This is a genomic window from Pantoea sp. CFSAN033090 (genome assembly GCF_001264395.1).
Taxonomy (GTDB): Bacteria; Pseudomonadota; Gammaproteobacteria; order Enterobacterales; family Enterobacteriaceae; genus Pantoea; species Pantoea agglomerans.
On sequence record NZ_LGYX01000013.1, the window covers coordinates 121,215 to 143,240 of the forward strand.

Annotated in this window: 19 protein-coding genes; 6 read left to right on the forward strand and 13 right to left on the reverse strand. The window is 55.2% G+C overall.

Features of this window, described 5'->3' with window-relative positions; translation table 11 throughout:
• Positions 1-73 precede the first annotated feature (73 nt).
• Positions 74-1,024, forward strand: a complete 951-nt coding sequence (locus AFL22_RS13540; protein WP_052271602.1) for an AraC family transcriptional regulator — start codon at positions 74-76, stop codon at positions 1,022-1,024.
• Between the two features lie 187 nt (positions 1,025-1,211).
• Here the strand turns inward: AFL22_RS13540 and AFL22_RS13545 are convergent, their stop codons facing one another.
• The 7 genes from AFL22_RS13545 to malT form a co-directional block, all read right to left on the reverse strand.
• Positions 1,212-1,697 carry a GNAT family N-acetyltransferase gene (locus tag AFL22_RS13545; protein ID WP_033780181.1) on the reverse strand — a complete coding sequence of 162 codons (486 nt, stop codon included), beginning with the start codon at positions 1,695-1,697 and terminating at the stop codon, positions 1,212-1,214.
• Positions 1,698-2,081: 384 nt separating this feature from the next.
• Positions 2,082-2,438: a hypothetical protein gene (locus tag AFL22_RS23460; RefSeq protein ID WP_072123922.1), complete on the reverse strand. Its 357-nt coding sequence runs from the start codon at positions 2,436-2,438 to the stop codon at positions 2,082-2,084.
• Between the two features lie 642 nt (positions 2,439-3,080).
• Positions 3,081-3,326, reverse strand: a complete 246-nt coding sequence (locus AFL22_RS13555) for a hypothetical protein (RefSeq protein ID WP_241773187.1) — start codon at positions 3,324-3,326, stop codon at positions 3,081-3,083.
• Positions 3,327-3,478: 152 nt separating this feature from the next.
• Positions 3,479-3,709 carry a hypothetical protein gene (locus tag AFL22_RS13560; protein WP_033760254.1) on the reverse strand — a complete coding sequence of 77 codons (231 nt, stop codon included), beginning with the start codon at positions 3,707-3,709 and terminating at the stop codon, positions 3,479-3,481.
• A gap of 116 nt (positions 3,710-3,825) precedes the next feature.
• A complete protein-coding gene (locus AFL22_RS13565; protein WP_052271604.1) occupies positions 3,826-4,248 on the reverse strand; it encodes a hypothetical protein in 423 nt (140 codons plus the stop codon).
• A gap of 48 nt (positions 4,249-4,296) precedes the next feature.
• Positions 4,297-4,449, reverse strand: a complete 153-nt coding sequence (locus tag AFL22_RS24520; RefSeq protein WP_223564369.1) for a hypothetical protein — start codon at positions 4,447-4,449, stop codon at positions 4,297-4,299.
• A 921-nt stretch (positions 4,450-5,370) separates the two neighbouring features.
• Complete coding sequence (gene malT, locus AFL22_RS13575; protein WP_033760251.1) at positions 5,371-8,073, reverse strand: HTH-type transcriptional regulator MalT; 2,703 nt, start codon at positions 8,071-8,073, stop codon at positions 5,371-5,373.
• 282 nt (positions 8,074-8,355) lie between these two features.
• Here malT and malP point away from each other — a divergent pair, with 282 nt between their 5' ends.
• Both malP and malQ read left to right on the forward strand, forming a co-directional pair.
• Complete coding sequence (gene malP / locus AFL22_RS13580) at positions 8,356-10,758, forward strand: maltodextrin phosphorylase (RefSeq protein WP_052271605.1); 2,403 nt, start codon at positions 8,356-8,358, stop codon at positions 10,756-10,758.
• Between the two features lie 8 nt (positions 10,759-10,766).
• Positions 10,767-12,842, forward strand: a complete 2,076-nt coding sequence (malQ, locus tag AFL22_RS13585) for a 4-alpha-glucanotransferase (RefSeq protein ID WP_052271606.1) — start codon at positions 10,767-10,769, stop codon at positions 12,840-12,842.
• Positions 12,843-13,029: 187 nt separating this feature from the next.
• On the opposite strand, the gene AFL22_RS24035 is transcribed toward malQ, so the two are convergent.
• The 6 genes from AFL22_RS24035 to malK all read right to left on the reverse strand — a co-directional run bounded on the left by AFL22_RS24035 (position 13,030) and on the right by malK (position 17,849).
• Positions 13,030-13,500 (reverse strand): type II toxin-antitoxin system YhaV family toxin, encoded by a 471-nt coding sequence (locus AFL22_RS24035; protein ID WP_010247344.1) that lies wholly within the window; start codon positions 13,498-13,500, stop codon positions 13,030-13,032.
• Positions 13,501-13,506: 6 nt separating this feature from the next.
• Positions 13,507-13,851 carry a type II toxin-antitoxin system PrlF family antitoxin gene (locus AFL22_RS24040; RefSeq protein ID WP_052271607.1) on the reverse strand — a complete coding sequence of 115 codons (345 nt, stop codon included), beginning with the start codon at positions 13,849-13,851 and terminating at the stop codon, positions 13,507-13,509.
• Positions 13,852-13,949: 98 nt separating this feature from the next.
• On the reverse strand, positions 13,950-14,165 hold the full coding sequence (locus AFL22_RS13600) for a type II toxin-antitoxin system Phd/YefM family antitoxin (RefSeq protein WP_033780170.1): 216 nt from the start codon (positions 14,163-14,165) through the stop codon (positions 13,950-13,952).
• 188 nt (positions 14,166-14,353) lie between these two features.
• The gene (gene malM, locus AFL22_RS13605; protein ID WP_052271608.1) at positions 14,354-15,292 is read right to left on the reverse strand and encodes a maltose operon protein MalM; all 939 of its coding nucleotides are present in this window, start codon (positions 15,290-15,292) and stop codon (positions 14,354-14,356) included.
• Positions 15,293-15,394: 102 nt separating this feature from the next.
• Entirely contained in the window at positions 15,395-16,696 is a 1,302-nt protein-coding gene (locus AFL22_RS13610; protein WP_033760237.1) for a maltoporin, read from the reverse strand.
• 43 nt (positions 16,697-16,739) lie between these two features.
• Positions 16,740-17,849 carry a maltose/maltodextrin ABC transporter ATP-binding protein MalK gene (malK, locus tag AFL22_RS13615; RefSeq protein ID WP_010247360.1) on the reverse strand — a complete coding sequence of 370 codons (1,110 nt, stop codon included), beginning with the start codon at positions 17,847-17,849 and terminating at the stop codon, positions 16,740-16,742.
• A 362-nt stretch (positions 17,850-18,211) separates the two neighbouring features.
• Between malK and malE the strand changes: the two genes are divergently transcribed.
• The 3 genes from malE to malG all read left to right on the forward strand — a co-directional run bounded on the left by malE (position 18,212) and on the right by malG (position 22,024).
• On the forward strand, positions 18,212-19,402 hold the full coding sequence (gene malE, locus AFL22_RS13620; protein WP_010247363.1) for a maltose/maltodextrin ABC transporter substrate-binding protein MalE: 1,191 nt from the start codon (positions 18,212-18,214) through the stop codon (positions 19,400-19,402).
• A 57-nt stretch (positions 19,403-19,459) separates the two neighbouring features.
• On the forward strand, positions 19,460-20,983 hold the full coding sequence (gene malF, locus AFL22_RS13625) for a maltose ABC transporter permease MalF (RefSeq protein ID WP_052271609.1): 1,524 nt from the start codon (positions 19,460-19,462) through the stop codon (positions 20,981-20,983).
• A gap of 150 nt (positions 20,984-21,133) precedes the next feature.
• On the forward strand, positions 21,134-22,024 hold the full coding sequence (malG, locus tag AFL22_RS13630; protein ID WP_010247369.1) for a maltose ABC transporter permease MalG: 891 nt from the start codon (positions 21,134-21,136) through the stop codon (positions 22,022-22,024).
• Positions 22,025-22,026 lie beyond the last annotated feature (2 nt).

Sequence of the window (22,026 nt, forward strand, 5' to 3'; positions counted from 1 at the left end):
AGTCTATTCAGGCGCAGCTGGATGATCTATGCTCTAAAACCCTCACTTTTTTACCCAAAACCCGGAAAGGCATATGACTTCATCCTTCGCTCTGTCATCAGAACTCATCAGCGAGCTGCTTTCCGGCCTGCGGCTATACGGCGTGCGATATCAGCGTATCCAGACGGGAGATACGTTTGGCCTGAACTTCGCAAGCAGGCCCGGTCATGCTTATCTGCACTACGTCGCTGTAGGTGAGATGGTGCTCCATAGTGCAAACGGCGAAGTTCTTACGCTTTCAGCCGGAGAGGCTGTATTTCTTCCCCACGGCGAACGGCATCAGCTTTTGTCGGCAACAGCCGCCGACGTGCTGGATATCGACAATATTGAAACGGCACCACTGGATGAAAAAGTGAGTGGGATTGATACCTGCCCGAGAACTCAGGAAACGCCAGGCGCAGTGCTGTTTTTTGGTTGCATGAAAATTGATCTGGGAGGCATGCAACGGCTGGCTGATGTGCTGCCTGAAATTATGCATGCCGATGCAAAGGGGATTCAGTGGCCGGGACTCATGCATATACTTGATGCGATGAAGCGTGAGATATGCTCCGGACGCGTGGGCTATGCAGGTATTCTCGCCAGGCTTGCCGATGTGGCTGGAGCGATGTTTATCAGAGGATGGGTGGAAGACGGTTGCGGCAATAGCCCTGGCCTGGCTGCAGCACTGCGCGATCCGCGTCTGGCTCAGGCCATCCTGGCGATTCATCGCGAACCGGGCCGGGACTGGAGCGTGGCAGAACTCGCCGCCGAATCGCATATATCCCGCTCCGCATTCGCCGAAAGGTTTCAGACCACTATCGGCGTCCCACCGCTACGGTATGTAACGGAAGTAAAGATGCATCTCGCTGTCCGCTGGCTGTCGTCAGAAAACATCACCGTCGACACCGCATCGCAACGGTTGGGATACTCCTCTCAGGCTGCTTTCAGCCGGGCTTTTAAGCGTGTAACGGGTAAGTCTCCAGGCGCGGTTCGTTTGCTTAGCTAATGGGTTTTATCCTTAGCGGGAATAGCAATAATCGCTACGTAGTTTTACTTCCTTTGTGCTCCAGCAAAGGCAGCATCAAATAAATAAATCACATTAAAAACAGTGTCAGCTAATGGCATATAGCGGTCATCAGCCCGATGACAGTTTGCTTTGTGACAGGAGCGGACGTCAGTTCCAATTAATATAGTCAGCTCAATGCCTTTGAGAAACAGATAGCTTCTGTCCTGCCTATATATAGGCCGTAATTCTCAATAGGGACATAACCATTTTTCATGTAGAAATTTACAGCACGATAGTTGATGTGGCGGGTTTCCAGTCTAACCTCGATATATCCCATCTCTTTTGCTGATTTTTCAAGGAAAGTGAGTAAAGCACCACCAATCCCTGACTCACTTCGGTCTGAAAACATTCTTTTAAGCTCGGCTATATTTTGGGTAAAAGGCCGTATAGCACCGCATCCCACAGCTCTGCCTTGAGAATTCTTTGCTAATGCCCATAAAGCTTTGTCATCACTCATTGCTTGGGTGGTGAAATTGCTTTTGCCGTTATCACCAGTAATAGCGGCAAGTTCTGCTGATAGCATTTCGATTAAACGATGGGTTTCTGAAGAGAATGGATCAGATTTTTCTACTTTTATCATGGTTATACCCTGCAGGATGAGTGTGACCAACATAAAGCATCCTGCTAAGAAAAGCATCAGCTCAAAACGGGTAAAGGGATATCACCTATTTAAACCATCCCTGGGGTCATGGTTGCTCCTCACTCATAGCGGACATAAATCTGAACTTAGTCTGGCCCGCCTCATTGCAGCTGCCAGAAATTAATACAAAGGTAATACAGTTTGAACGTTAAACTGGAAGGCATACGGACATGATAGCAGTTTAAATTGCTCATCGGCCGGATAGGTGACAGCAATTTGTCGAAGCATTTTAATCATAACATGGCTGCAAAGATATGAGGTTCACAATCAAGTTAATATAGTAAACAGGGACTTTTAAAACACAATTAATTTAAAAGCCATCCTATACTAATGCTTAAAGCATCAGCGGAAAAAATATTAGTTTTTTTTGCAGTTTCTCATTTTATAAAAGAAGCCGGAATGCGCATTTTCGACGATAAAACGATCATCGTAATTAGGACGTCTTACGAAGGTTATTCCGTTAACAGTAGCCTGCTGTTTAATACCACCCATGACACTTTCAAGCGCTGGGGATGTTACCTCATTACCCAGCATTTTCACTTTGTAGTTACTTCCATTGTCTTCAACGACAGCAGCTTTTGGCAAAAGCTGCGTCTCTGTATGAGAGCTGGTTATACGGACATCACATAAATATGTCCCCAAGCCTAAATCTTCAGCTGCGGAACATAAACCGGAAAAACACAAAGCAATCATACAATAAACAAATTTATTCATATCTGTCTTCCAGGACTTTGGATCGTTAAAAAATCGTTATCGGCAAAATATTTTGTGACTTGAGGAGTTGGTGATGTCATACGTGTATAGAGCTGATTTATGGATATTAATTTTTGTTTTGGGTAAGGTTAGATGAGCCGGGTGCTATGTTGGATGCAATGGTAACAGTCAGTCATTAAGAACGGAACGTCCGCTCCTCGCTCATAGCGGACACTCACCACATGTATCTTCTTTTATGTTGCGATCCTTAATATCCTGGCCTGATAAGAACGGCTTTCAGATCTAATGCAACATAACATCTGTGACCAGCATGCCGCGATTCAACCCGTTCCCCTGCAGAAGAGGCTGGGGTTATGTCACAGGAGTCGGCAGAGGCCGGGCGGGAACTGGATCGTTGGGTGGTGCCGGATAAGCTGCCATCACTCAGGCTGACACTATGCGATATCTTTTAAGGAAGATCGGGATTTACTGGTGCCGGTAAAAACGACTGATATGACTTTACCGGCTTTCGCAGTTCAGGCCTGGCAACTCGGTGTCTCCGCATTGCCTTGCTGTCTGCTTAGTCTGTATGCATGAAGTCGCCGGGGTAATTAACCTCCGGCAGACCACGTTAACGGCATAGGGATAACTATTTAGCTCCACTCATCCCGGGAGAACCATCATGTCCTCCATCATTCCCGCCACTGCCACCCTGCCCGCCGACGCCGCCAGGACCCGCATCGCCTCCGTTTCCGCCATTACCTGATCCGTCACCATTACCGCCGTTCCCTCCATTTCCTCCGTTTTCACCACCATTACCGCCGTCGCCGCCATTTCCGTTGCTGCCAGAACCAGCATTCCCTCCGTCGCCCCCGTTTCCGTCACCGCCACCGTCACCACCGTCGCCACCGTCGCCGTCTGCCCATGCCGCAGTGCTGAATATTCCGGCCGCCAGAGAAGAGGTTACCGTGAGTACGACCATGAAAGGTCTCAGTAATGCTGAGGTGAGAATAATGAGATATACAGCTTTCATGAGAAGGTTTTTCATATCATCCTCTGCGCTATGACTTATATGCCGCCGCCGCTATCACCGCCATCACCACCATCACCACCATCACCACCGGATGAGTTGTTCCCGCTTCCTCCGTTGCCACCATCCCCTCCATCGGCTCCGTTAGTGCCGCCATTTCCGCCATCTCCGCCATTTGAGTTGGAGCCTGTACCAGCATTACCGCCGTTACCGCCATCCCCTCCGTTTTCGCCCGGACCACCGTCCCCGCCGTTTCCACCATCAGAAATCAGTGATAAGGAATCAGGAAAAGGAATCGGGGAGGCCGGAGAGGCATAACCGCAGTGTGTAAAAATCACCAGTATCAGAGTGGAGCACCTTAGTAGGGTACGGTATCGTTTACAGATGTTCTGACTGGTCATTGTTACCTCCATCACCGCCAGCACCTCCGGGCGCATTGTCAGTTGAACCACCATCACCCCCGTTGCCACCATTGGCGCTACCCTGTCCATTTTTATGATGTTTGTGGTGTTTATGGTAGGGTTCAGTCGCGGCGCCTGCCCCATTTCCCCCATTTCCGCCGTTACCACCTGTAGCAGAACCGTTACCGCCGTTACCTCCGTTCAGACAGCCTGTACCGGGCACGCCGTCTTTACCACTTTCTCCATCAGGCGAACTGCCGTTCCCATCTTGTCCGTTCAGGCTCTCACAGGCAGACAGCTGAATAGTGTCCTGCGGGAGTGTCTGACTGAATACCGGCAGGGAAAGGAGCAGCCCTGCAGATAGTGGAAAAAAAATCAGCTTGTTGTGTAGCTTTGACATAGAAGTTTCATCCTTTAATTAATGGCCGCCTTCATGAGGCGACCATTTTTAGTTAGATTCTGCAGCCTGATTACGCACCGCCGCCATCACCACCACCACCATCGCCACCGCTGTCACCACCATCACCGCCGCCGTCACCGTCTCCGGAACCATTACCGTTAGCGGAGCCGTTGCCAGTGCCGTTATCATTACCGCTGCCATTCCCGTTACCGCTGGCGCTGTTATTTCCTCCATCGCCGCCAGGGCCACCAGGAGAATTAGAACCAGAACCCCCGTTGCCGCCGTCACCTCCATTAGCATCGCCGACAAGTAAGAAGGTCTGTGGGGAGTGATTCGTAAACGGTTGGTTATGTAACGGTGCAGCGACTGCAAGTCGCGCCGCAGAGAGGACAAAAACAGCCAAAGCAAGCGTTAATTTTTTATGTCTCATAATCCATCCTTAAAGATAATAAATACATGAGATAATCGCTGGCCCACCCCATAGCTAATGAGCTATTTCATTAAAAGTAAATTATCTAAAAAATAAAAACTATGGAGTGTAATGAAACGTTTTTCGTTGTTTTATAATGTTTTCGTTTAATTTTAAAAAAAATTTTTGGGGATGCTATTTTTTAACTAACTAGTTAATAGCTAATGACATTAAAGGCTAATAATTACCCTGCTAACAATTTACTCTTTTCATGAAATAATACATATTGCATTTTTATTAAGGCACTTTTTTCATAAGCAGGGAATGACAATCCTGAACTCAAAAAAAAGCAAAAGCATATATCATTTTCTATAATTCATCTGACTTTTAAGAGGTATGGTAAGGGGACACTGTTTAACCACTCAGAATTAATTTTCCTGAACCTCAGAAATCCGTAATTTCAGGAAGCACTACCCTAACTGCTGCAGGCGGGACCTCGCGGGGCTGAATAAAGGTGAAGCCCGTAACGCGCTGATGCATGCGATATTTATGCACCGGCTGGAAGAAATCAGGGCCCGAAATCCGGCAAATCAGAGCTGCATGTTGCGCAGTAAAGTAACTGCCCCGCTTCCCATTGATAAAGACCGCCTGTTTCGATGGTGTGCTGACATGCGGCAGAGCGGGCTGAAGCCCGCCCCTGAATACGCCTGTCGTCAGACATAGCCCATCATTTTCAGCAGCGACTGCACCTGATTCATCGCTTCGCTGCGATGGGTGACGCCCAGCTTCTGATAGAGATTGCGGATATGAGTTTTGATGGTGGTGGAGGCCACCGCCAGCTCACCGGCGATTTGATCGTTGCTGTAGCCCGAATAGATCAATCCCAGCACCTGCCATTCACGCTGCGTCAGCGGACTGGTTCGGATCAGCTCCGGCACGTCAGGATGGTTAAGCAACCGGCTGACAAAGCCTTCATCGAAATGGGCGAATTTGTGACGGTGATATTTGTTGATCTCCAGCAGGATGCGCCGGGCACGGTGGCTGTCCAGTTCATTCAGGGTATTCAGCTGAATCAATTGCCGCAACTGCTGCGCCATCATCTCGCCTTCAATCACAAAATGGCTGATAAAACCGGTGCTGCGCGCCAGTTTCAGCGCCTCAATCAGGACACGCTGCGCCTCCGCTTTGCGGTCGGTCTGCCAGTAGATCTGATTCAGCAGCAACAGATTGCGGTTTAAATCGCTCATCAGGCGCAGGGCACGGGCATTCTCATTCAGCTCCTCCAGCACCACTTCCGCCTGGCTCACATCACCCAGCAGGATCTGCGCGCGGGCGATGTTCCGCCATTGTCCCTGCAGAAAATGGTTATTGGCAAAGGCAGGTTTAGGCGTCTGCCGCATCCAGTCGCGGGCGTTCTGGCTGTCGCCGGTCAACTGCCAGTAAATGACCCGGACTTTGTCGGCATTGGCTATCCAGTCGCTGTGCCAGTTGCCATTGTTCAGCAGGTTTTCCAGCCGGTTCAGATAGCTGCGGGCGTTATCCAGATTGCCACGTGCCAGTGAGCACTGCACCAGCAATCCCAGACACTGAATCTGCTGCTGCGGCTGGAAACCGTTCAGTACTTTGATGCCTTCCCGGGCCGCCTGCTCCGCCTCTTCCAGTCGTCCCCAGGCCCACAGCAACTGAGCGCGGATGCGCAGCAGAAACTCGTGCAGCGGGAACTGCGCCAGGTGCTGTTCGTCGACCAGCACAAAGGCGCGGCTCTGGATCTCATAGGCTGCCTGCAAAAAGCCCTGAGCAAACAGAATCTCGCTCTGCTGAATCAGGCTCCAGAGGGCGTAGTGCCACACTTCATCGCGCCGCGCCATCTGTTCGGTCTGCCGCATCAGTTTGAGTGAATCATCCAGCTCACCTTTGCAGTGCATCACTTCACCATGTACCGAGGTTGCCACAATGCGGCTGTAGTGACGGCTGGCTGGCAGAGTGTCGAGCGCCACTTTCGCCAGCCGCTCCGCTTCATCGGTATTGCCATCGTTAATCGCCACCTGGGCGCGCAATGCATTAAATTCACCGCGCAGTGCTGCGTCGATCTCGCAGCGGCTGGCCTGTTCAAAACGCGCCAGCAGACTGTCGACTTCGGAGAAACGATGCTGACTCTGCATCAGCCACGCCTGCAGCAGCACCAGCATTGGATTTTCCAGCATCATCTCCCACGGCAGTGCTTTCAGGGAGTTCTCCAGCAGTGGCAGCTCGCTCTGATTAAACAGCGTCCAGGCGTGCTTCAGCAGCACGTCCCGCAGCATGGTGGCGTCGCCAGAGGCGAGCGCATGATGAATCGCCTCGCCGGGAAAGCCCTGCGCCATCCAGCTCTCTGCCGCAGCCCGATGCAGCGCAGGCAGTTCCGCCGCCAGTTCCCACTGGCAGCGCTGACGCAGGAAGTTACCAAACAGCGGATGGTAGCTGAACCAGCAGCCGGAATCGTCCATGCGCTGCAGAAACAGACCCTGACGCTCAATCTCTTCCAGCCGCATCTGGCCGTTCTCTTCGCGGGTGACACAGGCGATCAGTTCATCGTTCATTGAACGCAGCAACGCGGTTTTCAGTAAGAAATGGCGGGTAGGCAGATCGACGTTATCCAGGACTTCTTCAACCAGATAATCGGAGAGGTGGCTGGCATTAATGCCAGAGAGACGCCGGGCGGAATGCTGAGCCGAACTGGCCCCCTGTCGCGCCGACAGTACGATCAGTTGCAGCGCCGTAGCCCAGCCCGCTACATCATCACAGAGTCGGCTGCTCTCTTCGCTTTCCAGCGGGGCCGCCAGTCGGCAGTCAAAAAACTGTCGTGCCTCCTGGTGAGTAAAAGCCAGCTGCTGGCTGCCCAGCTCAATCAGTTGCTCACGCACCCGAAGGTTGGCGATACCGAGCTGCGGCAGATTACGTGACATCAGAATCAGCGTCAGATTTTCAGGCTGATGGCGCAGGAAAAAGCGCATCGCGTCGTGGATCACCGGATTGGTAATCAGATGGTAGTCATCAACAATCAGCCATAGCGGCTGCTGCCACTCCACCAGCTCGATAAAGAGCTGAGAAAACAGGGCGTTGAGATTCACATACTGCCGCTTCTGCGCCAGCAGTTCACTGCGCGGACAGCCACCGTGAGTGGCCTGTTGCAGTGCAGCAATCAGGTAATCGGCAAAGCGCTCCGGCTGATTATCGCCCTCATCTAAAGAAACCCACCCCAGATCGCTTTTCCCTGCCGCCCACTGCGACACCAGTGTGGTTTTACCGTAGCCCGCCGGACTGGTGACCAGCACCAGCCGATAGTTACCGGCAGCGGTGAGTTTTTGCAGCAATCTCTCCCGAATCACAGTGCCTTCAAGACGCACCGGGCGGCTGAGTTTAGCGGGTATTAACATGGGCGCGCGTTTCTCCATTTGTCGAGCGCATCATTATTTTACGCTTCGTAATTATTCCTTACACAGGTTCAGCATTTCGTCAGATGAATGCAAGCAAACCCATTAATTAAACTTTACAAAAGCGTGCGCAATCACACTCCTTCAACGATTTCAGATTAGCCTCATCCTCTCCACCCTCCCCATCCTCCTCCGCTAATTCTTTGCAGGAGGATGAGCGAGGGTTTCCGCGCGGGCAGACTGTCGCCACATTGATCCATTTTCCGTTTTCACAGGACATCAACCATGACACAGCCTGATTTCAACCCGATTCAGTTCAATGCTGCCCTGACCCGTCAGTGGCAGCGTTTTGGCCTGCGCGATGCGCAGGAGATGACCACGACACAGTGGTGGCAGGCACTCAGCGGTGCGCTGGCCGATATGCTGGCCGCGCAGCCTGCTCCCCCGGCCCCGACAGAACTGCGCCATGTTAACTATCTGTCGATGGAGTTTTTGATCGGTCGCCTGACCGGCAACAACCTGCTGAACCTGGGCTGGTATGACGCGGTCAACGAGGCCCTGGCCGCCTGGAATATCTCACTCACTGATGTGCTGGAAACCGAAACGGATCCGGCGCTGGGTAATGGCGGCCTGGGTCGTCTGGCAGCCTGTTTCCTGGATTCCATGGCGAATGTGGGTCAGCCCGCTACGGGCTACGGTCTGAACTACCAGTACGGTCTGTTCCGGCAGCGCTTCGAACAGGGCGCGCAGATTGAAGGCCCGGATGACTGGCAGCGCGACCGCTATCCGTGGTTTAACCACAACGCCGCGCTTAACGTGCGGGTCGGGCTGGGCGGTAAAGTGGTGACGGTTGCGGGTCAGCCACAGTGGCAACCGGCGTTTGAACTGCTCGGCGAAGCCTGGGATCTGCCGGTGGTGGGTTATCAGAATGGTATCAGCCAGCCACTGCGTCTATGGCAGGCGAAACATGCCCAGCCGTTTAACCTGAGTCGCTTCAACGACGGCGACTTTCTGCGCGCGGAGCAACAGGGTATTGATGCTGAAAAACTGACCAAGGTCCTCTACCCCAATGACAATCATCAGAACGGTAAAAAACTGCGTCTGATGCAGCAATATTTTCAGTGCGCCTGCGCGCTGGCTGACATTCTGCGTCGCCATCATCGGGCCGGCCGCAGCATCGAAACCCTGGCCGATCATGAAGTGATCCAGCTTAATGACACCCATCCGACGCTGGCCATCCCGGAGCTAATGCGTCTGCTGCTGGATGAGCATCAGCTAAGCTGGGATCGCGCCTGGCAGATCACACAGCACACTTTTGCCTACACCAACCACACCCTGATGCCGGAAGCGCTGGAGTGCTGGGATGTGCGTCTGGTGCGCAGTCTGCTGCCGCGCCATATGATGATCATCAATACCCTGAACGCGCAGCTAAAAACGGCTGTCACCGCGCGCTGGCCGGACGATGAAGCGAAGTGGGCCAGACTGGCACTGGTGCATAATAACCAGCTGCGGATGGCGAACCTCTGCGTGACCAGCGGGTTCGCGGTCAACGGTGTGGCGGCGCTGCACTCGAAACTGGTGGTGCAGGATCTCTTCCCGGAATATCACCAGATGTGGCCAGAGAAATTTCACAACGTGACCAACGGCATTACGCCGCGCCGCTGGATCAATCAGTGCAACCCGGCGCTGAGTGCCCTGATCACCCGGACATTGCAAAAACCCTGGCTGAACGATCTCGATGCCTTGCAGGGGCTGGAAGCCTTTGCGGATGACGCCGCCTTCTGCGCGGAATATCGCGCCATCAAGCAGCAGAACAAAGTCTCGCTGGCGCACTGGGTGAAACAGCGGACCGGCATTGAGATTAACCCCACTGCGCTGTTTGACGTACAGATCAAACGACTGCATGAGTACAAACGCCAGCATCTGAGCCTGCTGCACATCATTGCACTGTGGCAGACGCTGGTCACCGATCCGCAGGCTAACCGGACGCCGCGCGTGGTGCTGTTTGGTGCCAAAGCCGCGCCCGGCTATGCACTGGCGAAAAACATCATCTATGCCATCAACAAAGTGGCCGAGGTGATCAATCAGGATCCCCGCATTGGTGACCGTCTGAAAGTCGTGTTTATTCCCGATTACAACGTCTCCGTCGCCGAGCGGCTGATTCCGGCTGCCGACCTTTCTGAGCAGATCTCCACCGCCGGTAAAGAAGCGTCCGGCACCGGAAATATGAAACTGGCGCTGAATGGCGCTCTGACCATCGGCACACTGGATGGAGCGAACGTTGAGATCGCTGAGCAGGTTGGCAGCGAGAACATCTTTATCTTCGGGCATACCGTGGAACAGGTGGTGGCTTTAAAAGCAGACGGTTATGCCCCGGCGCAGTGGCGCAAGAAAGATCCGCAGCTCCATCAGGTCTTACAGGCGCTGGAAGATGGCACCTTCAGCCAGGGCGACTGCCACGCCTTTGATGCGATGTTGCAGAGTCTCGGCCCGGAAGGCGGTGATCCTTATCTGGTACTGGCTGACTTCCAGCCCTACCTTGACGCACAGGCGCAGGTAGAAGCGCTGTGGAGCGATCAGGAGGCCTGGACACGTGCCACCATCCTCAATACCGCACGCTGTGGCATGTTCAGCTCCGATCGCGCTATCCGCGATTACCAGCAGCGCATCTGGCAAGCGAAACGCTAAGGAACGCCATGAAAACAGATCCGGTTATAGACGATTTCTCCCGGGCGGGCATCGCCGCTGAGTATATCAATGCTCACGGCAAGCCACAGGCGATCCCGCCCCTGACCCGCCAGCGTTTGCTGGCGGTGATGCAGCCTTCCCATCCGCTGAGCACGCCGCTGCCACCGGTGGTGATTTTTCGCAGCGGCGATCTTCTGAGCCTGTCGCCACAGCTCGCTGACGATGCCCACTGGCATCTCACCAGTGAAGCGGGTGAAATCAGCTCAGGTCGCTGCCAGCCCTCTCAGCCGCTGCATCTGCCGCCGCTGCCTGAAGGCTATCATGAGCTGACGCTGCAACAGGGTGCGCAGCAGTGGTCGTGCCGGATAATAATTGCCCCGGCCCGCTGTTATGAACCCCCGGCCCTGCTGGCAGGTGAGTCAATATGGGGCGCCTGCGTGCAGCTCTATACCCTGCGCTCGGCGGAGAACTGGGGAATCGGCGACTTTGGCGATCTGCGCCGGATGCTGCCGGAGGTAGCCGCACGCGGCGGCGCGTTTATCGGTCTTAACCCTATCCATGCGCTGTTTCCCTCCAGCCCGGAGAGTGCCAGCCCTTACAGCCCCTCGTCCCGGCGCTGGCTCAATGTGCTCTACATCGATGTGGGCGCAGTCGCTGATTTCCGGCAGAGCACTGCCGCTCAGGCCTGGTGGCAACGTCCGGAAACAGAACAGGCGCTGGAACAGGCTCGTGCAGCAGATTGGGTGGATTATGCGGCGGTGACCCGGCTGAAAATTGACGCGCTGAGACTGGCGTGGCCGCAGTTTACTCAGCGTGACGCCAGCGATCCCGAGGTGCAGGCGTTTAATGGATTTATACGTGAAGGAGGCGAGAGTCTTCAGCATCAGGCGCTGTTTGACGCGCTGCACGCCGATCAGATAGCACAGGATAGTGATCGCTGGGGCTGGCCGGTGTGGCCGGAGGCGTTGCAGGATCCCGGCAGTCCGGCCGTGCAGACCTTCCTGCAACAGCACGCCGATCAGGTGCGCTTCTGGCTCTGGCTGCAGTGGCTGGCCGCGAAGCAGTTTGCCGACTGCTGGGACATCTGCCAGCAGCAGCAGATGCCGATTGGACTTTACCGCGATCTGGCGGTGGGTGTTGCGCAGGGTGGCGCAGAGACCTGGAGCGAGCGCGATCTCTACTGCATGGAGGCCAGCATCGGTGCGCCGCCCGATATTCTCGGCCCGCGCGGCCAGGACTGGGGATTGCCGCCCATGGATCCGCAGGTGATGCGTCAGCGCGCCTGGGAGCCGTGGATCGCCCTGCTGCGCGCCAACATGCGCCACTGCGGCGCACTGCGCATTGACCATGTGATGGCGCTAATGCGGCTGTGGTGGATTCCGGCCGGTGATAGCGCGATGCACGGTGCCTACGTGCACTATCCCATCGACGATCTGCTGGCGATTCTGGCGCTGGAAAGTCAGCGTCATCGCTGCATGGTAATTGGCGAAGATCTCGGTACGGTGCCGGAAGCGATTGTCCATAAGCTGCGTGATGGCGGGGTCTACTCCTATAAGGTGCTCTATTTTGAGCAGGAGTCAGCCCAGCGTTTCCGTCCGCCCGCCGAATGGCCACGGCAGGCAATGGCGGTCGCGACTACTCACGATCTTCCGACGCTGCGTGGCTGGTGGCAGAGCGATGATTTGACCACCGGCGCACAACTCGGCCTCTATCCCGACAAGGTGGTGCTGGCCGGGCTATATCAGGATCGGTTGCGGGCAAAGCAGGCGCTGCTGCAGAGTCTGCATCGCGTTGGTGCCCTGCCGAAACGTGCCGGACGCGATGCACGTCGCACCGGCATGAGCAAGGCATTAAACCGGGCGATGCAGCGCTATCTGGCTGATAGCCACAGCGCCCTGCTGGGACTGCAACCGGAGGACTGGCTGGATATGGCGGCGCCGGTCAATATTCCGGGCACCAGCGATGAATATCCGAACTGGCGACGCAAGCTCAGCGCCACGCTGGAAACGCTGTTCAGCGATCCTGCCACTGACACGCTGCTGCGTGATCTGACGGCACGCCGGAAGCGACTACTGCGCGACTGAAGGTTAACACGCGACTCAGACTCGTGTCTGACGCAGCCTGTTTTACATAATTTTCAGTTATTACAGCGTGCGGGACGGCAACGGCTCGCACGCTGCTACTGTAATCAGCGCCTCTCAACAGTGATAAGATCACCCTGAGCACGAGCGTCTGAAAAACAAACCAGATTCTGTTCAGGATTTAATGAACTTAAGAATTTGTATTCGCCCAATCCTGAGATTGCTTTAACAGCAATGCCCAGTCGTCAGGTGGATAGCCGTTATGCAACATTCCTGAAAATACTTTATAGGCGTCACGCTTACTGCCATAAGCACGTTTGGTCTCAGCGTCATTCATCCATGCAAGGATGATGGTTTTATGTTGCTCGCTGAATCTAAAGAACAAACGATACTGCATCAAAAACTTTGCACGGAACCAATGCTTATTTTGTTCTCCCAGCGTATCGCCCTGGCGAAACTTTGCCTGATGTGGATCGGCGCAAATCTCACTATTGATAACTTTAAACACAGCGGCTAAAAGCTTAGTCGTCGCTTTTCGCTGGTAACTTTCAGGATATTTAGCCCTGAGTAACTCCACTTCATTGGTCAGCGCAATCAGCTGCGATTCAAAACAGGGATGAACATAAACGTGCCATCCATTTATAACCGTGCTGTCTTCCATACTTAATTACTCATCGTCCATGAGTGGAGCATCCAAATCAACGTCCATACCTTCGGTCAACGATGTAATGCGAGTTAATAATCCTCGATCCAGCGTTTTAATATTTGCAGGTGTGTTGCGTATGTCAGCAGCAAGAAAACTCAGAAAGCTCGCCATCACTGGATCATCATCAGTCGCCGTTTCCTGACGGGTAATAAGGACTTTGCCGCCCGGCAGAACAGCGTATTCGATATTCTCACCAGGTTGCAGATTCATCGCATCACGAACTGCGGCAGGGATAGTGGTCTGGCTGCGGGCTGTCAGTTTTGATGAAGCACGCAGAGAGATGTTTGCATGAGTCAGAGTTCCCATTGCGGATTCTCACTAGAAAAAACAAGATAGCGCAACAGTAATGCAAGTGCATTGGTAATGCAAATGCATTGATCGCGATAAGAGCGAATGTTTTGTTACTAAGTCTTCATTAAAAGTTTCTGATTATGCTTTTCCGTATCGCCTGAAAAATTGGCGCCCTGTTTTATTTCCTGCCAGATATCAAACTCTTCGCGACTAATAAGCACAGCAGCAGAGCCGCCCCGGCGGGTGATAATCACAGGCTCACCCGCCATCACGATATCCATGATTTCAGCAAGATATTTTCGGGCCTGTGTTGTCGTGTAACTTCGCATATAGCCTCCAGAAAAGTCATCCCTGAAACAGCTTAGTTAGCCTATATTCATCAAACGCTATTGCCCACAGCATGACTTACGCAATGCGTAAAACCACGCAAAAAAATCATGCAATCAGGATCTCTGCAACAAAAAAAGGTGCGCCGCAGCGCACCAGATGGAACAACATCAGTATTGTCGGGGCAGCTTCACCCCTTGCCTTTAACACTACTGATAAAGGTCTGCCGTGCAGAGGTGGAACCCAGCCGCTCGGCTTCATCCAGCAGTTTCAGCGCCTTATCGATATGGCCGCTGTTCACCGCCTGTCTGATCTTCTGGTTAAAGTAACTCTCGGTGTCGCTCATGATCGGTTCCGCACGGGCTTTTGGCGCGGGCGCTGCGGCGGGTGCAGGCGCCGGTGCTGCGCTGTACGCTGCCGCAGGTGCGGTATTGCCGACGGTCACCGCGCTCGGGCCGGATGAACCAAACAGCGGCCCGACCAGAATGGATGAGCCGGAACTGGTCTGCATCTTCAGCTTGATTGTCCCTTCCCGGCTGTGGCGGGCGACGGGATCGGGAATATCCGGTACCGCATGACCGGTGCCCTGGGCGTAGGCCTTGGCCGGGTCAAGCAGCGTGGTGGTTTGTGTCAGATCGCTGTCGGTGGTGAACACCAGCAGGTAGATTTTTTGCTGACCCAGCGCCGGGGTTAATTTCATCACCCCTTCCAGTCGATCTGCCGCCATCACGCCCGGCTTCTGATAGGTAAAGTAGCGGCTGGGAAACCAGGCCGCGGGACGCAGGTTTTCATCCAGCACCAGCACGTTCGGTGCGAAAACCTGACCGTTCGCCACTTCACTGCTCAGCGTCAGCGTCAGTTCGCCGATATTGGCGGGCAGACTATAGGCCGCGACCGGACCGGCAATGTGTGGCGCATTCAGCGTCTGTCCGCTGTTAGCGATTTTTGTGGTCTGTGTCTGAGAAGCAGCCAGCGGTTGCCAGCTCAGGCGTTGCAGTGTTTCGGGTGCCACGACTGGTGCGGACGAGAGATCCTGCGGCACCAGATTGACATCCGCCAGGGCGGGAAGCACGTGTCCTGTCAGTAACGCGGCACTCAGGCAGAGTGCAGCCAGTTTTTTCATTTTCATTATGTCTACCTTATTGCAGGTCGCGGCGTGAACCAGGCAATGGCACACCGCGACCAAAGAGATCCATCAGGCGCAGGCGCACCTGTCAGAAAAGGTGCTGGCTTACCACCAGATTTCCATCTGCGCGCCGAAGGTCACTTCATCGTCTTTACCACGGCTGTTAGTCAGGATGCCGTTGCCGCTGGTGTCCGCAGAGGCGAAGGTGGTGAGATCGCCTGAGTTATCTTTGTTGTAGCCCCATTTTTCATCCCATTTGGCGTAGGTCGCGAACAGACGCAGAGCCGGACGTGACCAGATGCTGTCGCCCGCCTGCCACTGCTGCGCCAGCGTCACTTTGTACTGGCCGTTGCGTTCGTTAGCCTGCTGCGATTTGACGTTGTCGTAGCCCAGTTCCAGCAACGTGCTCATAATCGGCGTCCATTTGTACATCGGGCGCACACCCACGGTGTACCACTCGGTGCCGCGGTTATTGTCCAGATCGATATTCTGGTACATGGCGACGTACATCAGATCCCAGCGTTCGGCCAGTGAGATCGCACCGTGGTCGAGGATGCGGTACATGTCACCATTGTTGTTGAGGCTGGTGCCCTGCGGCACGCCTTTGCCCTGAGAGGTCAGCGCATCGGTGGCATACTGCAGTACGAATTTGTTATAGCCCTTCAGCATGCTCTGGGTATGTTCAGCAGTGAACATCCAGCCATCTTTAGAGGCCCCCTCTTCCAGACGGTAGTCGTCACGGGCATTAGCGCGACCGTAGTCGACACCCAGCTCCAGCACGCCGTTGGTGTTGGTTTCCAGGCCGGCCAGACGCACATCAAACACGTCGTTGGCAGTGCTGGTGGCGAAGTCACGGATACGATCGCTGGAGAAGGTGTAAGAGCCGCCTGCTTCAGACGAACGGGTTGCGGCGAAAGAGAGTTTACCGAAGCCGAGATCGACATCTTCCAGACCGGCACCCGGACCGGAAATATCCCAGTAGTAGAAGTCGATCATATGGACGTCATGACGCTGATAGAAACGCTTACCGGCCCAGATGGTAGATCCTGGCAGCGCGTCGATCAGGTTTTTACCTTTTACGTTGGCTTCACGGAAGGCGGGCGATGTGGCTTCCCAGTCATTCTGCTGTGCCACGGAGTAAGCCACGTTGGTGTCGAAATAGAAGCTTTTGTCGCCCTCTTTCCACACTTCCTGGCCTAATTTCAGTTCGGCATAGGTTTCACATTCGTTGCCCAGACGGTATTTACTTTGGGCACCGGTGGCCTGGAAACATTGCTGTTCACCACCGCTGCCGGTCCAGCCAATGCCGGAACGGGCGTAACCGGTAAAATCAACCGCCATCGTCGGGGCGGAGAGGGTTCCCACCGCGACGGCAACGGCGATGGGAAGTTTGCGCAGAGTTAACATTTTCTATCTCCTGAGGTCATTGCTTTTATTGTTTTTGGCAGGGCTATACACCCGGCTCCTGATACAGCCTGCGGCACGCGCTCCCGTCCTCGCGGAACAGGTGACAACGCTCGGGCGGCAGGCCAATACCGAGGATGGCGCCCTCTTTTACCAGCACGACGTCCTCCTGGCGGTAAACCAGGTTCTGACGGATAGCGGGAATCTCAATGTGGATCTGTGTTTCATGCCCCAGCTGTTCCACCACCTGCACTTCCCCTTCCAGGGTGACGTCGGCGATATCGCTGGAGAGCAGATGTTCCGGGCGAATACCCAGTGACATGTTGCTGCCGACCTGCACACCGGCGCTGTCAACCGGCAGCCAGACCAGCTGCTGATTCGGCAGCCGCACCTGAACCTGATCGATGGCGGTGGCGGTCACTTTGACCGGCAGGAAATTCATTTTTGGTGAGCCGATAAATCCGGCGACAAAACGGTTGGCGGGGTAGTGGTAGAGCTCAAGCGGCTTACCGACCTGCGCAATGCGTCCGGCATCCAGCACCACGATTTTGTCGGCCAGCGTCATCGCTTCGATCTGATCGTGGGTCACGTAAATCATGGTGCGCTTCAGGCGCTTATGCAGACGGGAGATCTCAATGCGCATCTGAACGCGCAGCGCGGCGTCAAGGTTCGACAGCGGTTCATCCAGCAGGAAGACGCGCGGTTCCGCCACCAGCGTGCGGCCAATCGCCACGCGCTGACGCTGCCCGCCAGAGAGGGCTTTAGGACGGCGATCGAGCAGATGCGCCAGTTGCAGAATCTCCGCCACCTGATTAACCCGCTGCTGGATCTCCGCTTTTTTCACCCCGGCCAGTTTGAGGCCAAAAGACATGTTTTCCGCCACCGACAGATGGGGATAGAGCGCATAGGACTGAAACACCATGCCGATGCCGCGTTCGGCGGGTGGCACTTCATTCATGCGCCGGTCGCCGATTAACAGCTCGCCGCTGGTGATAGTCTCCAGTCCGGCAATCATGCGCAGCAGCGTCGATTTGCCACAGCCTGATGGGCCGACGAAAACAACAAATTCCCCTTCACGAATAGTGAGATCGATATCTTTCGACACCACCGTATCGCCCCAGGCTTTCGTGACATTGCGTAACACAACGCTCGCCATGATCCCTTCCCTCTTAGCTGCATAGTCGTGTCTGCCCAGCGGCAGACGGGTTCCGGGGCTCACTATGCGAGAGGAAACTGGCGGTAACATCCTCCACCGCAATGCAATCCGCTGGGGGAGGAGGCGGGAGGAGGAGAAACGCGGGCTGACGCCGCCGCCCGCACGCTGCCGCGCTTTTTTGTGATCGCTAACGCAGACCCGCAGGAATTTTTGTCGCGTAAGCGCCCGCTTAAGGGGCTTTTTGCCAGCGCGATCACAGCGGCAGGCCGAGGGGCGTAGAGCAGAGGAGGATGAGAAGCCGTGGCGGATAAGCACAATGATGCCGGTAAAGCATTCACCACTTCCGCTAACAGGATGGATTTATGACGATGAAAACCGGAGCAAGAATTCTGGCCCTTTCTGCCCTCTCTGCCGTGCTCTTTTCGGCCAGCGCGATGGCAAAAATTGAGGAAGGTAAACTGGTCATCTGGATCAACGGTGACAAGGGCTACAACGGCCTTGCCGAAGTGGGTAAGAAATTTGAGCAGGAGACCGGCATCAAAGTCACGGTCGAACATCCTGACAAAATGGAAGAGAAGTATCCGCAGGTCGCGGCGACCGGCGATGGCCCGGATATTATCTTCTGGGCACATGACCGTTTCGGCGGCTACGCGCAGTCCGGCCTGCTGGCTGAGATCACGCCGGATGCCAGCTTCCGCGAGAAGATTTTCCCGTTCACCTGGGACGCGGTGCGCTTTGACGGCAAGCTGATTGGCTACCCGATTTCCGTTGAGTCGCTGTCACTGATCTACAACAAGAAGCTGCTGCCGAACCCGCCAAAAACCTGGGAAGAGATCGCCGGTCTCGACAAGCAACTGCGCGCCAAAGGCAAAAGCGCCATCATGTTTAACCTGCAGGAGCCCTACTTCACCTGGCCGCTGCTGGCCGCAGGCGGTGCTTACGCCTTTAAGCTCACCGACGGACATTATGACGTGAAGGATGTCGGCGTCGATAACGCCGGTGCTAAAGCGGGCATGCAGTTCCTGGTCGATCAGGTTAAAGCCAAAACCCTGAATGCGGACACCGATTATTCGATTGCTGAGGCCGCCTTTAACAAGGGCGAAACCGCCATGACCATTAATGGTCCGTGGGCGTGGGGCAACCTCGACAAAAGCGGCATCGACTATGGCGTCACCGAATTGCCAACCCTGAACGGTAAACCGTCAAAAGCTTTTGTCGGCGTGCTGAGTGCCGGGATCAACGCCGCCAGTCCTAACAAAGAGCTGGCGAAAGAGTTCCTGGAGAATTATCTGCTGACTGACACCGGTCTGGATGCGGTCAACAAAGATAAGCCGCTGGGTGCTGTGGCGCTGAAATCTTTCCAGCAGACGCTGGAAAAAGATTCGCGTATCGCCGCCACCATGAACAATGCCCGTCAGGGTGACATCATGCCGAATATCCCGCAGATGGCGGCATTCTGGTATGCGATGCGCACCGCTACCCTGAACGCGCTGGGCGGTCGTCAGAGCGTCGACGCCGCACTGAAAGATGCTCAGGCCCGTCTGAAGAAGTAATTATCCCCTTGCAGCCGGGGCAACCCGGCTTGAGTGACCGTTAAGGAAAACCGCATCATGTCAGGAAAACCGAAAACGCGCAGTGTGCTGTTGAAAAGCGTTCTCATCGGGATCTGCTGTCTGCTGGTCGGCTATCTGCTGGTGCTGATGTACGCGCAGGGCGAATATCTGTTTGCGCTGCTGACGCTGATCCTCAGTGCGACCGGACTGTGGATTTTTGCTAACCGTCGCGCCTATGCGTGGCGTTATGTCTATCCCGGCGTAGCGGGAATGGCGCTGTTTGTGCTGTTCCCTCTGGCCTGCACGATTGCCATTGCCTTTACCAACTACAGCAGCAGCAACCAGCTCACCTTTGAACGGGCGCAGCAGGTTTTGCTGGGCCGCACCTTCCAGTCGGGTGAAGCAGTCAGTTTTTCTCTGTTCCCGGCCGGCGATCGCTGGCAGCTGGTGCTGAATGATGGCAAAGACTATGTTTCGCCGCCGTTTCAGTTTGGCGCTGAACAGATACTGAAAATGGCCCCTGCCGCACCACCGTCAGGTGAACGGGCGAACTTCAGAGCGATCACGACCCATCGTCAGGCACTGAGCCAGATCCGGGCGGAAATGCCGGATGGTCGTCAGTTGCGGATGAGTTCGCTGCGCCAGTTCTCCGGCACCCAGCCGCTCTATCGGGTAGGTGTGCAGGATGAGCTGATCAACCAGCAGAGCAACGCGCGCTATCGCGCTAATCCGCAGACTGGTTTCTATCAGGCGATTAACGCCGACGGCAGTTGGGCGAACGAAACCCTGAGTCCCGGCTTTACCGTGAATACCGGCTGGAAAAACTTCGTGCGGGTGTTTACTGACGAAGGGATTCAGAAGCCGTTCCTGGCGATATTTGGCTGGACGCTACTCTTCTCGCTGATCACCGTGGTGCTGACCGTCGCGGTGGGTATGGTGCTGGCGTGTCTGGTGCAGTGGGAGGCGTTGCGCGGCAAAGCGGTCTATCGGGTGATGCTGATTCTGCCCTATGCCGTGCCGGCGTTTATCTCGATCCTGATTTTCAAGGGGTTGTTCAACCAGAGCTTTGGTGAAATCAACGTGATGCTCAGCGCGCTGTTTGGCGTGAAGCCCGCCTGGTTCAGTGACCCGACGCTGGCGCGCACCATGCTAATTATCGTCAATACCTGGCTCGGCTACCCGTACATGATGATCCTCTGCATGGGCCTGCTGAAGGCGATTCCGGACGATCTCTATGAAGCCTCGGCGATGGACGGTGCAGGACCGCTGCAGAACTTCTTCCTGATAACTCTGCCGCTGCTGCTGAAACCACTGATGCCGCTGATGATCGCCAGCTTTGCCTTTAACTTTAATAACTTTGTGCTGGTGCAGTTACTCACCAACGGCGGGCCGGATCGCCTCGGCACCACCACGCCAGCCGGTTACACCGATTTGCTGGTGAACTACACCTGGCGCATCGCCTTTGAAGGCGGCGGCGGGCAGGACTTTGGGCTGGCCGCCGCTATCGCCACGCTGATCTTCCTGCTGGTGGGTGCGCTGGCGGTGATTAACCTGAAAGCCTCGCGGATGAAATTCGACTAAGCGTCTGGCCCGACAGGCGTCATGGTTGCAGGCAGTCCGGACGCGAAGAGCGTGGAACAACCGGAACCTGGGAGGTGAGGATTGTGAGCACTGCCCGGGGTCAGACTGACAAATAAAATAGCCTGATGGACCAGGCTCTGAGGAGTTGTTATGGCTATGGTACAACCGAAATCGCAACGGCTGCGTCTGTTCACCACGCATCTGCTGCTGCTGTTATTTATCGCGGCGATTCTCTTTCCCCTGCTGATGGTGATTGCGATTTCGCTGCGTGCCGGGAACTTCGCCACCGGCAGCCTGATCCCGGAGCAGATCTCGTGGGAGCACTGGCGTCTGGCGCTGGGTTTCAGCGTGGAACATGCGGATGGCCGGGTGACACCGCCGCCCTTCCCGGTGCTGCTCTGGTTATGGAACTCGATCAAGATTGCGGCAATCAGTGCGCTGGGCATCGTGGCGCTCTCTACCACCTGCGCCTATGCCTTTGCCCGTATGCGCTTTACCGGCCGTGCCAGCCTGCTGAAAGGGATGCTGATATTCCAGATGTTCCCGGCGGTGCTGTCGCTGGTGGCGCTCTATGCCCTGTTTGATCGTCTCGGCCAGTATCTGCCCTTTATCGGGCTGAACACCCACGGTGGGGTGATCTTCGCCTATCTGGGCGGTATCGCGCTGCATGTCTGGACTATCAAAGGCTATTTCGAAACTATCGACGGGTCACTGGAAGAGGCCGCCGCGCTGGATGGCGCAACGCCGTGGCAGGCGTTCCGGCTGGTGCTGCTGCCGCTGTCGGTGCCGATTCTGGCGGTGGTGTTTATTCTGGCGTTTATCGCCGCGGTGACTGAAGTGCCGGTCGCCTCGCTGCTGCTGCGCGATGTAAACAGCTACACCCTGGCGGTCGGAATGCAGCAGTACCTCAATCCGCAGAACTATCTGTGGGGCGATTTCGCCGCCGCGGCGGTGCTCTCCGCGATTCCGATCACCCTGGTTTTCCTGCTGGCGCAGCGCTGGCTGGTGAGCGGTTTAACCGCAGGCGGGGTGAAAGGCTAAAA

Excerpts from the sequence above, each read along its gene's own strand:
- AFL22_RS13560 (WP_033760254.1), bottom strand. The coding sequence starts at position 3,709 with ATGGTGGAAACGGCGGGGACGGTGGTCCGGGCGAAAACGGAGGGGATG.
- AFL22_RS13565 (WP_052271604.1), bottom strand. The coding sequence starts at position 4,248 with ATGTCAAAGCTACACAACAAGCTGATTTTTTTTCCACTATCTGCAGGG.
- AFL22_RS13600 (WP_033780170.1), bottom strand. The coding sequence starts at position 14,165 with ATGCGAAGTTACACGACAACACAGGCCCGAAAATATCTTGCTGAAATC.
- AFL22_RS13540 (WP_052271602.1), top strand. The coding sequence starts at position 74 with ATGACTTCATCCTTCGCTCTGTCATCAGAACTCATCAGCGAGCTGCTT.
- AFL22_RS13545 (WP_033780181.1), bottom strand. The coding sequence starts at position 1,697 with ATGTTGGTCACACTCATCCTGCAGGGTATAACCATGATAAAAGTAGAA.
- AFL22_RS24040 (WP_052271607.1), bottom strand. The coding sequence starts at position 13,851 with ATGGGAACTCTGACTCATGCAAACATCTCTCTGCGTGCTTCATCAAAA.
- malM (WP_052271608.1), bottom strand. The coding sequence starts at position 15,292 with ATGAAAATGAAAAAACTGGCTGCACTCTGCCTGAGTGCCGCGTTACTG.
- malF (WP_052271609.1), top strand. The coding sequence starts at position 19,460 with ATGTCAGGAAAACCGAAAACGCGCAGTGTGCTGTTGAAAAGCGTTCTC.
- AFL22_RS24520 (WP_223564369.1), bottom strand. The coding sequence starts at position 4,449 with ATGGCAGCGGTAATGATAACGGCACTGGCAACGGCTCCGCTAACGGTA.
- AFL22_RS24035 (WP_010247344.1), bottom strand. The coding sequence starts at position 13,500 with ATGGAAGACAGCACGGTTATAAATGGATGGCACGTTTATGTTCATCCC.
- malQ (WP_052271606.1), top strand. The coding sequence starts at position 10,767 with ATGAAAACAGATCCGGTTATAGACGATTTCTCCCGGGCGGGCATCGCC.
- AFL22_RS23460 (WP_072123922.1), bottom strand. The coding sequence starts at position 2,438 with ATGAATAAATTTGTTTATTGTATGATTGCTTTGTGTTTTTCCGGTTTA.
- malT (WP_033760251.1), bottom strand. The coding sequence starts at position 8,073 with ATGTTAATACCCGCTAAACTCAGCCGCCCGGTGCGTCTTGAAGGCACT.
- malE (WP_010247363.1), top strand. The coding sequence starts at position 18,212 with ATGACGATGAAAACCGGAGCAAGAATTCTGGCCCTTTCTGCCCTCTCT.
- AFL22_RS13610 (WP_033760237.1), bottom strand. The coding sequence starts at position 16,696 with ATGTTAACTCTGCGCAAACTTCCCATCGCCGTTGCCGTCGCGGTGGGA.
- malK (WP_010247360.1), bottom strand. The coding sequence starts at position 17,849 with ATGGCGAGCGTTGTGTTACGCAATGTCACGAAAGCCTGGGGCGATACG.
- malG (WP_010247369.1), top strand. The coding sequence starts at position 21,134 with ATGGCTATGGTACAACCGAAATCGCAACGGCTGCGTCTGTTCACCACG.
- malP (WP_052271605.1), top strand. The coding sequence starts at position 8,356 with ATGACACAGCCTGATTTCAACCCGATTCAGTTCAATGCTGCCCTGACC.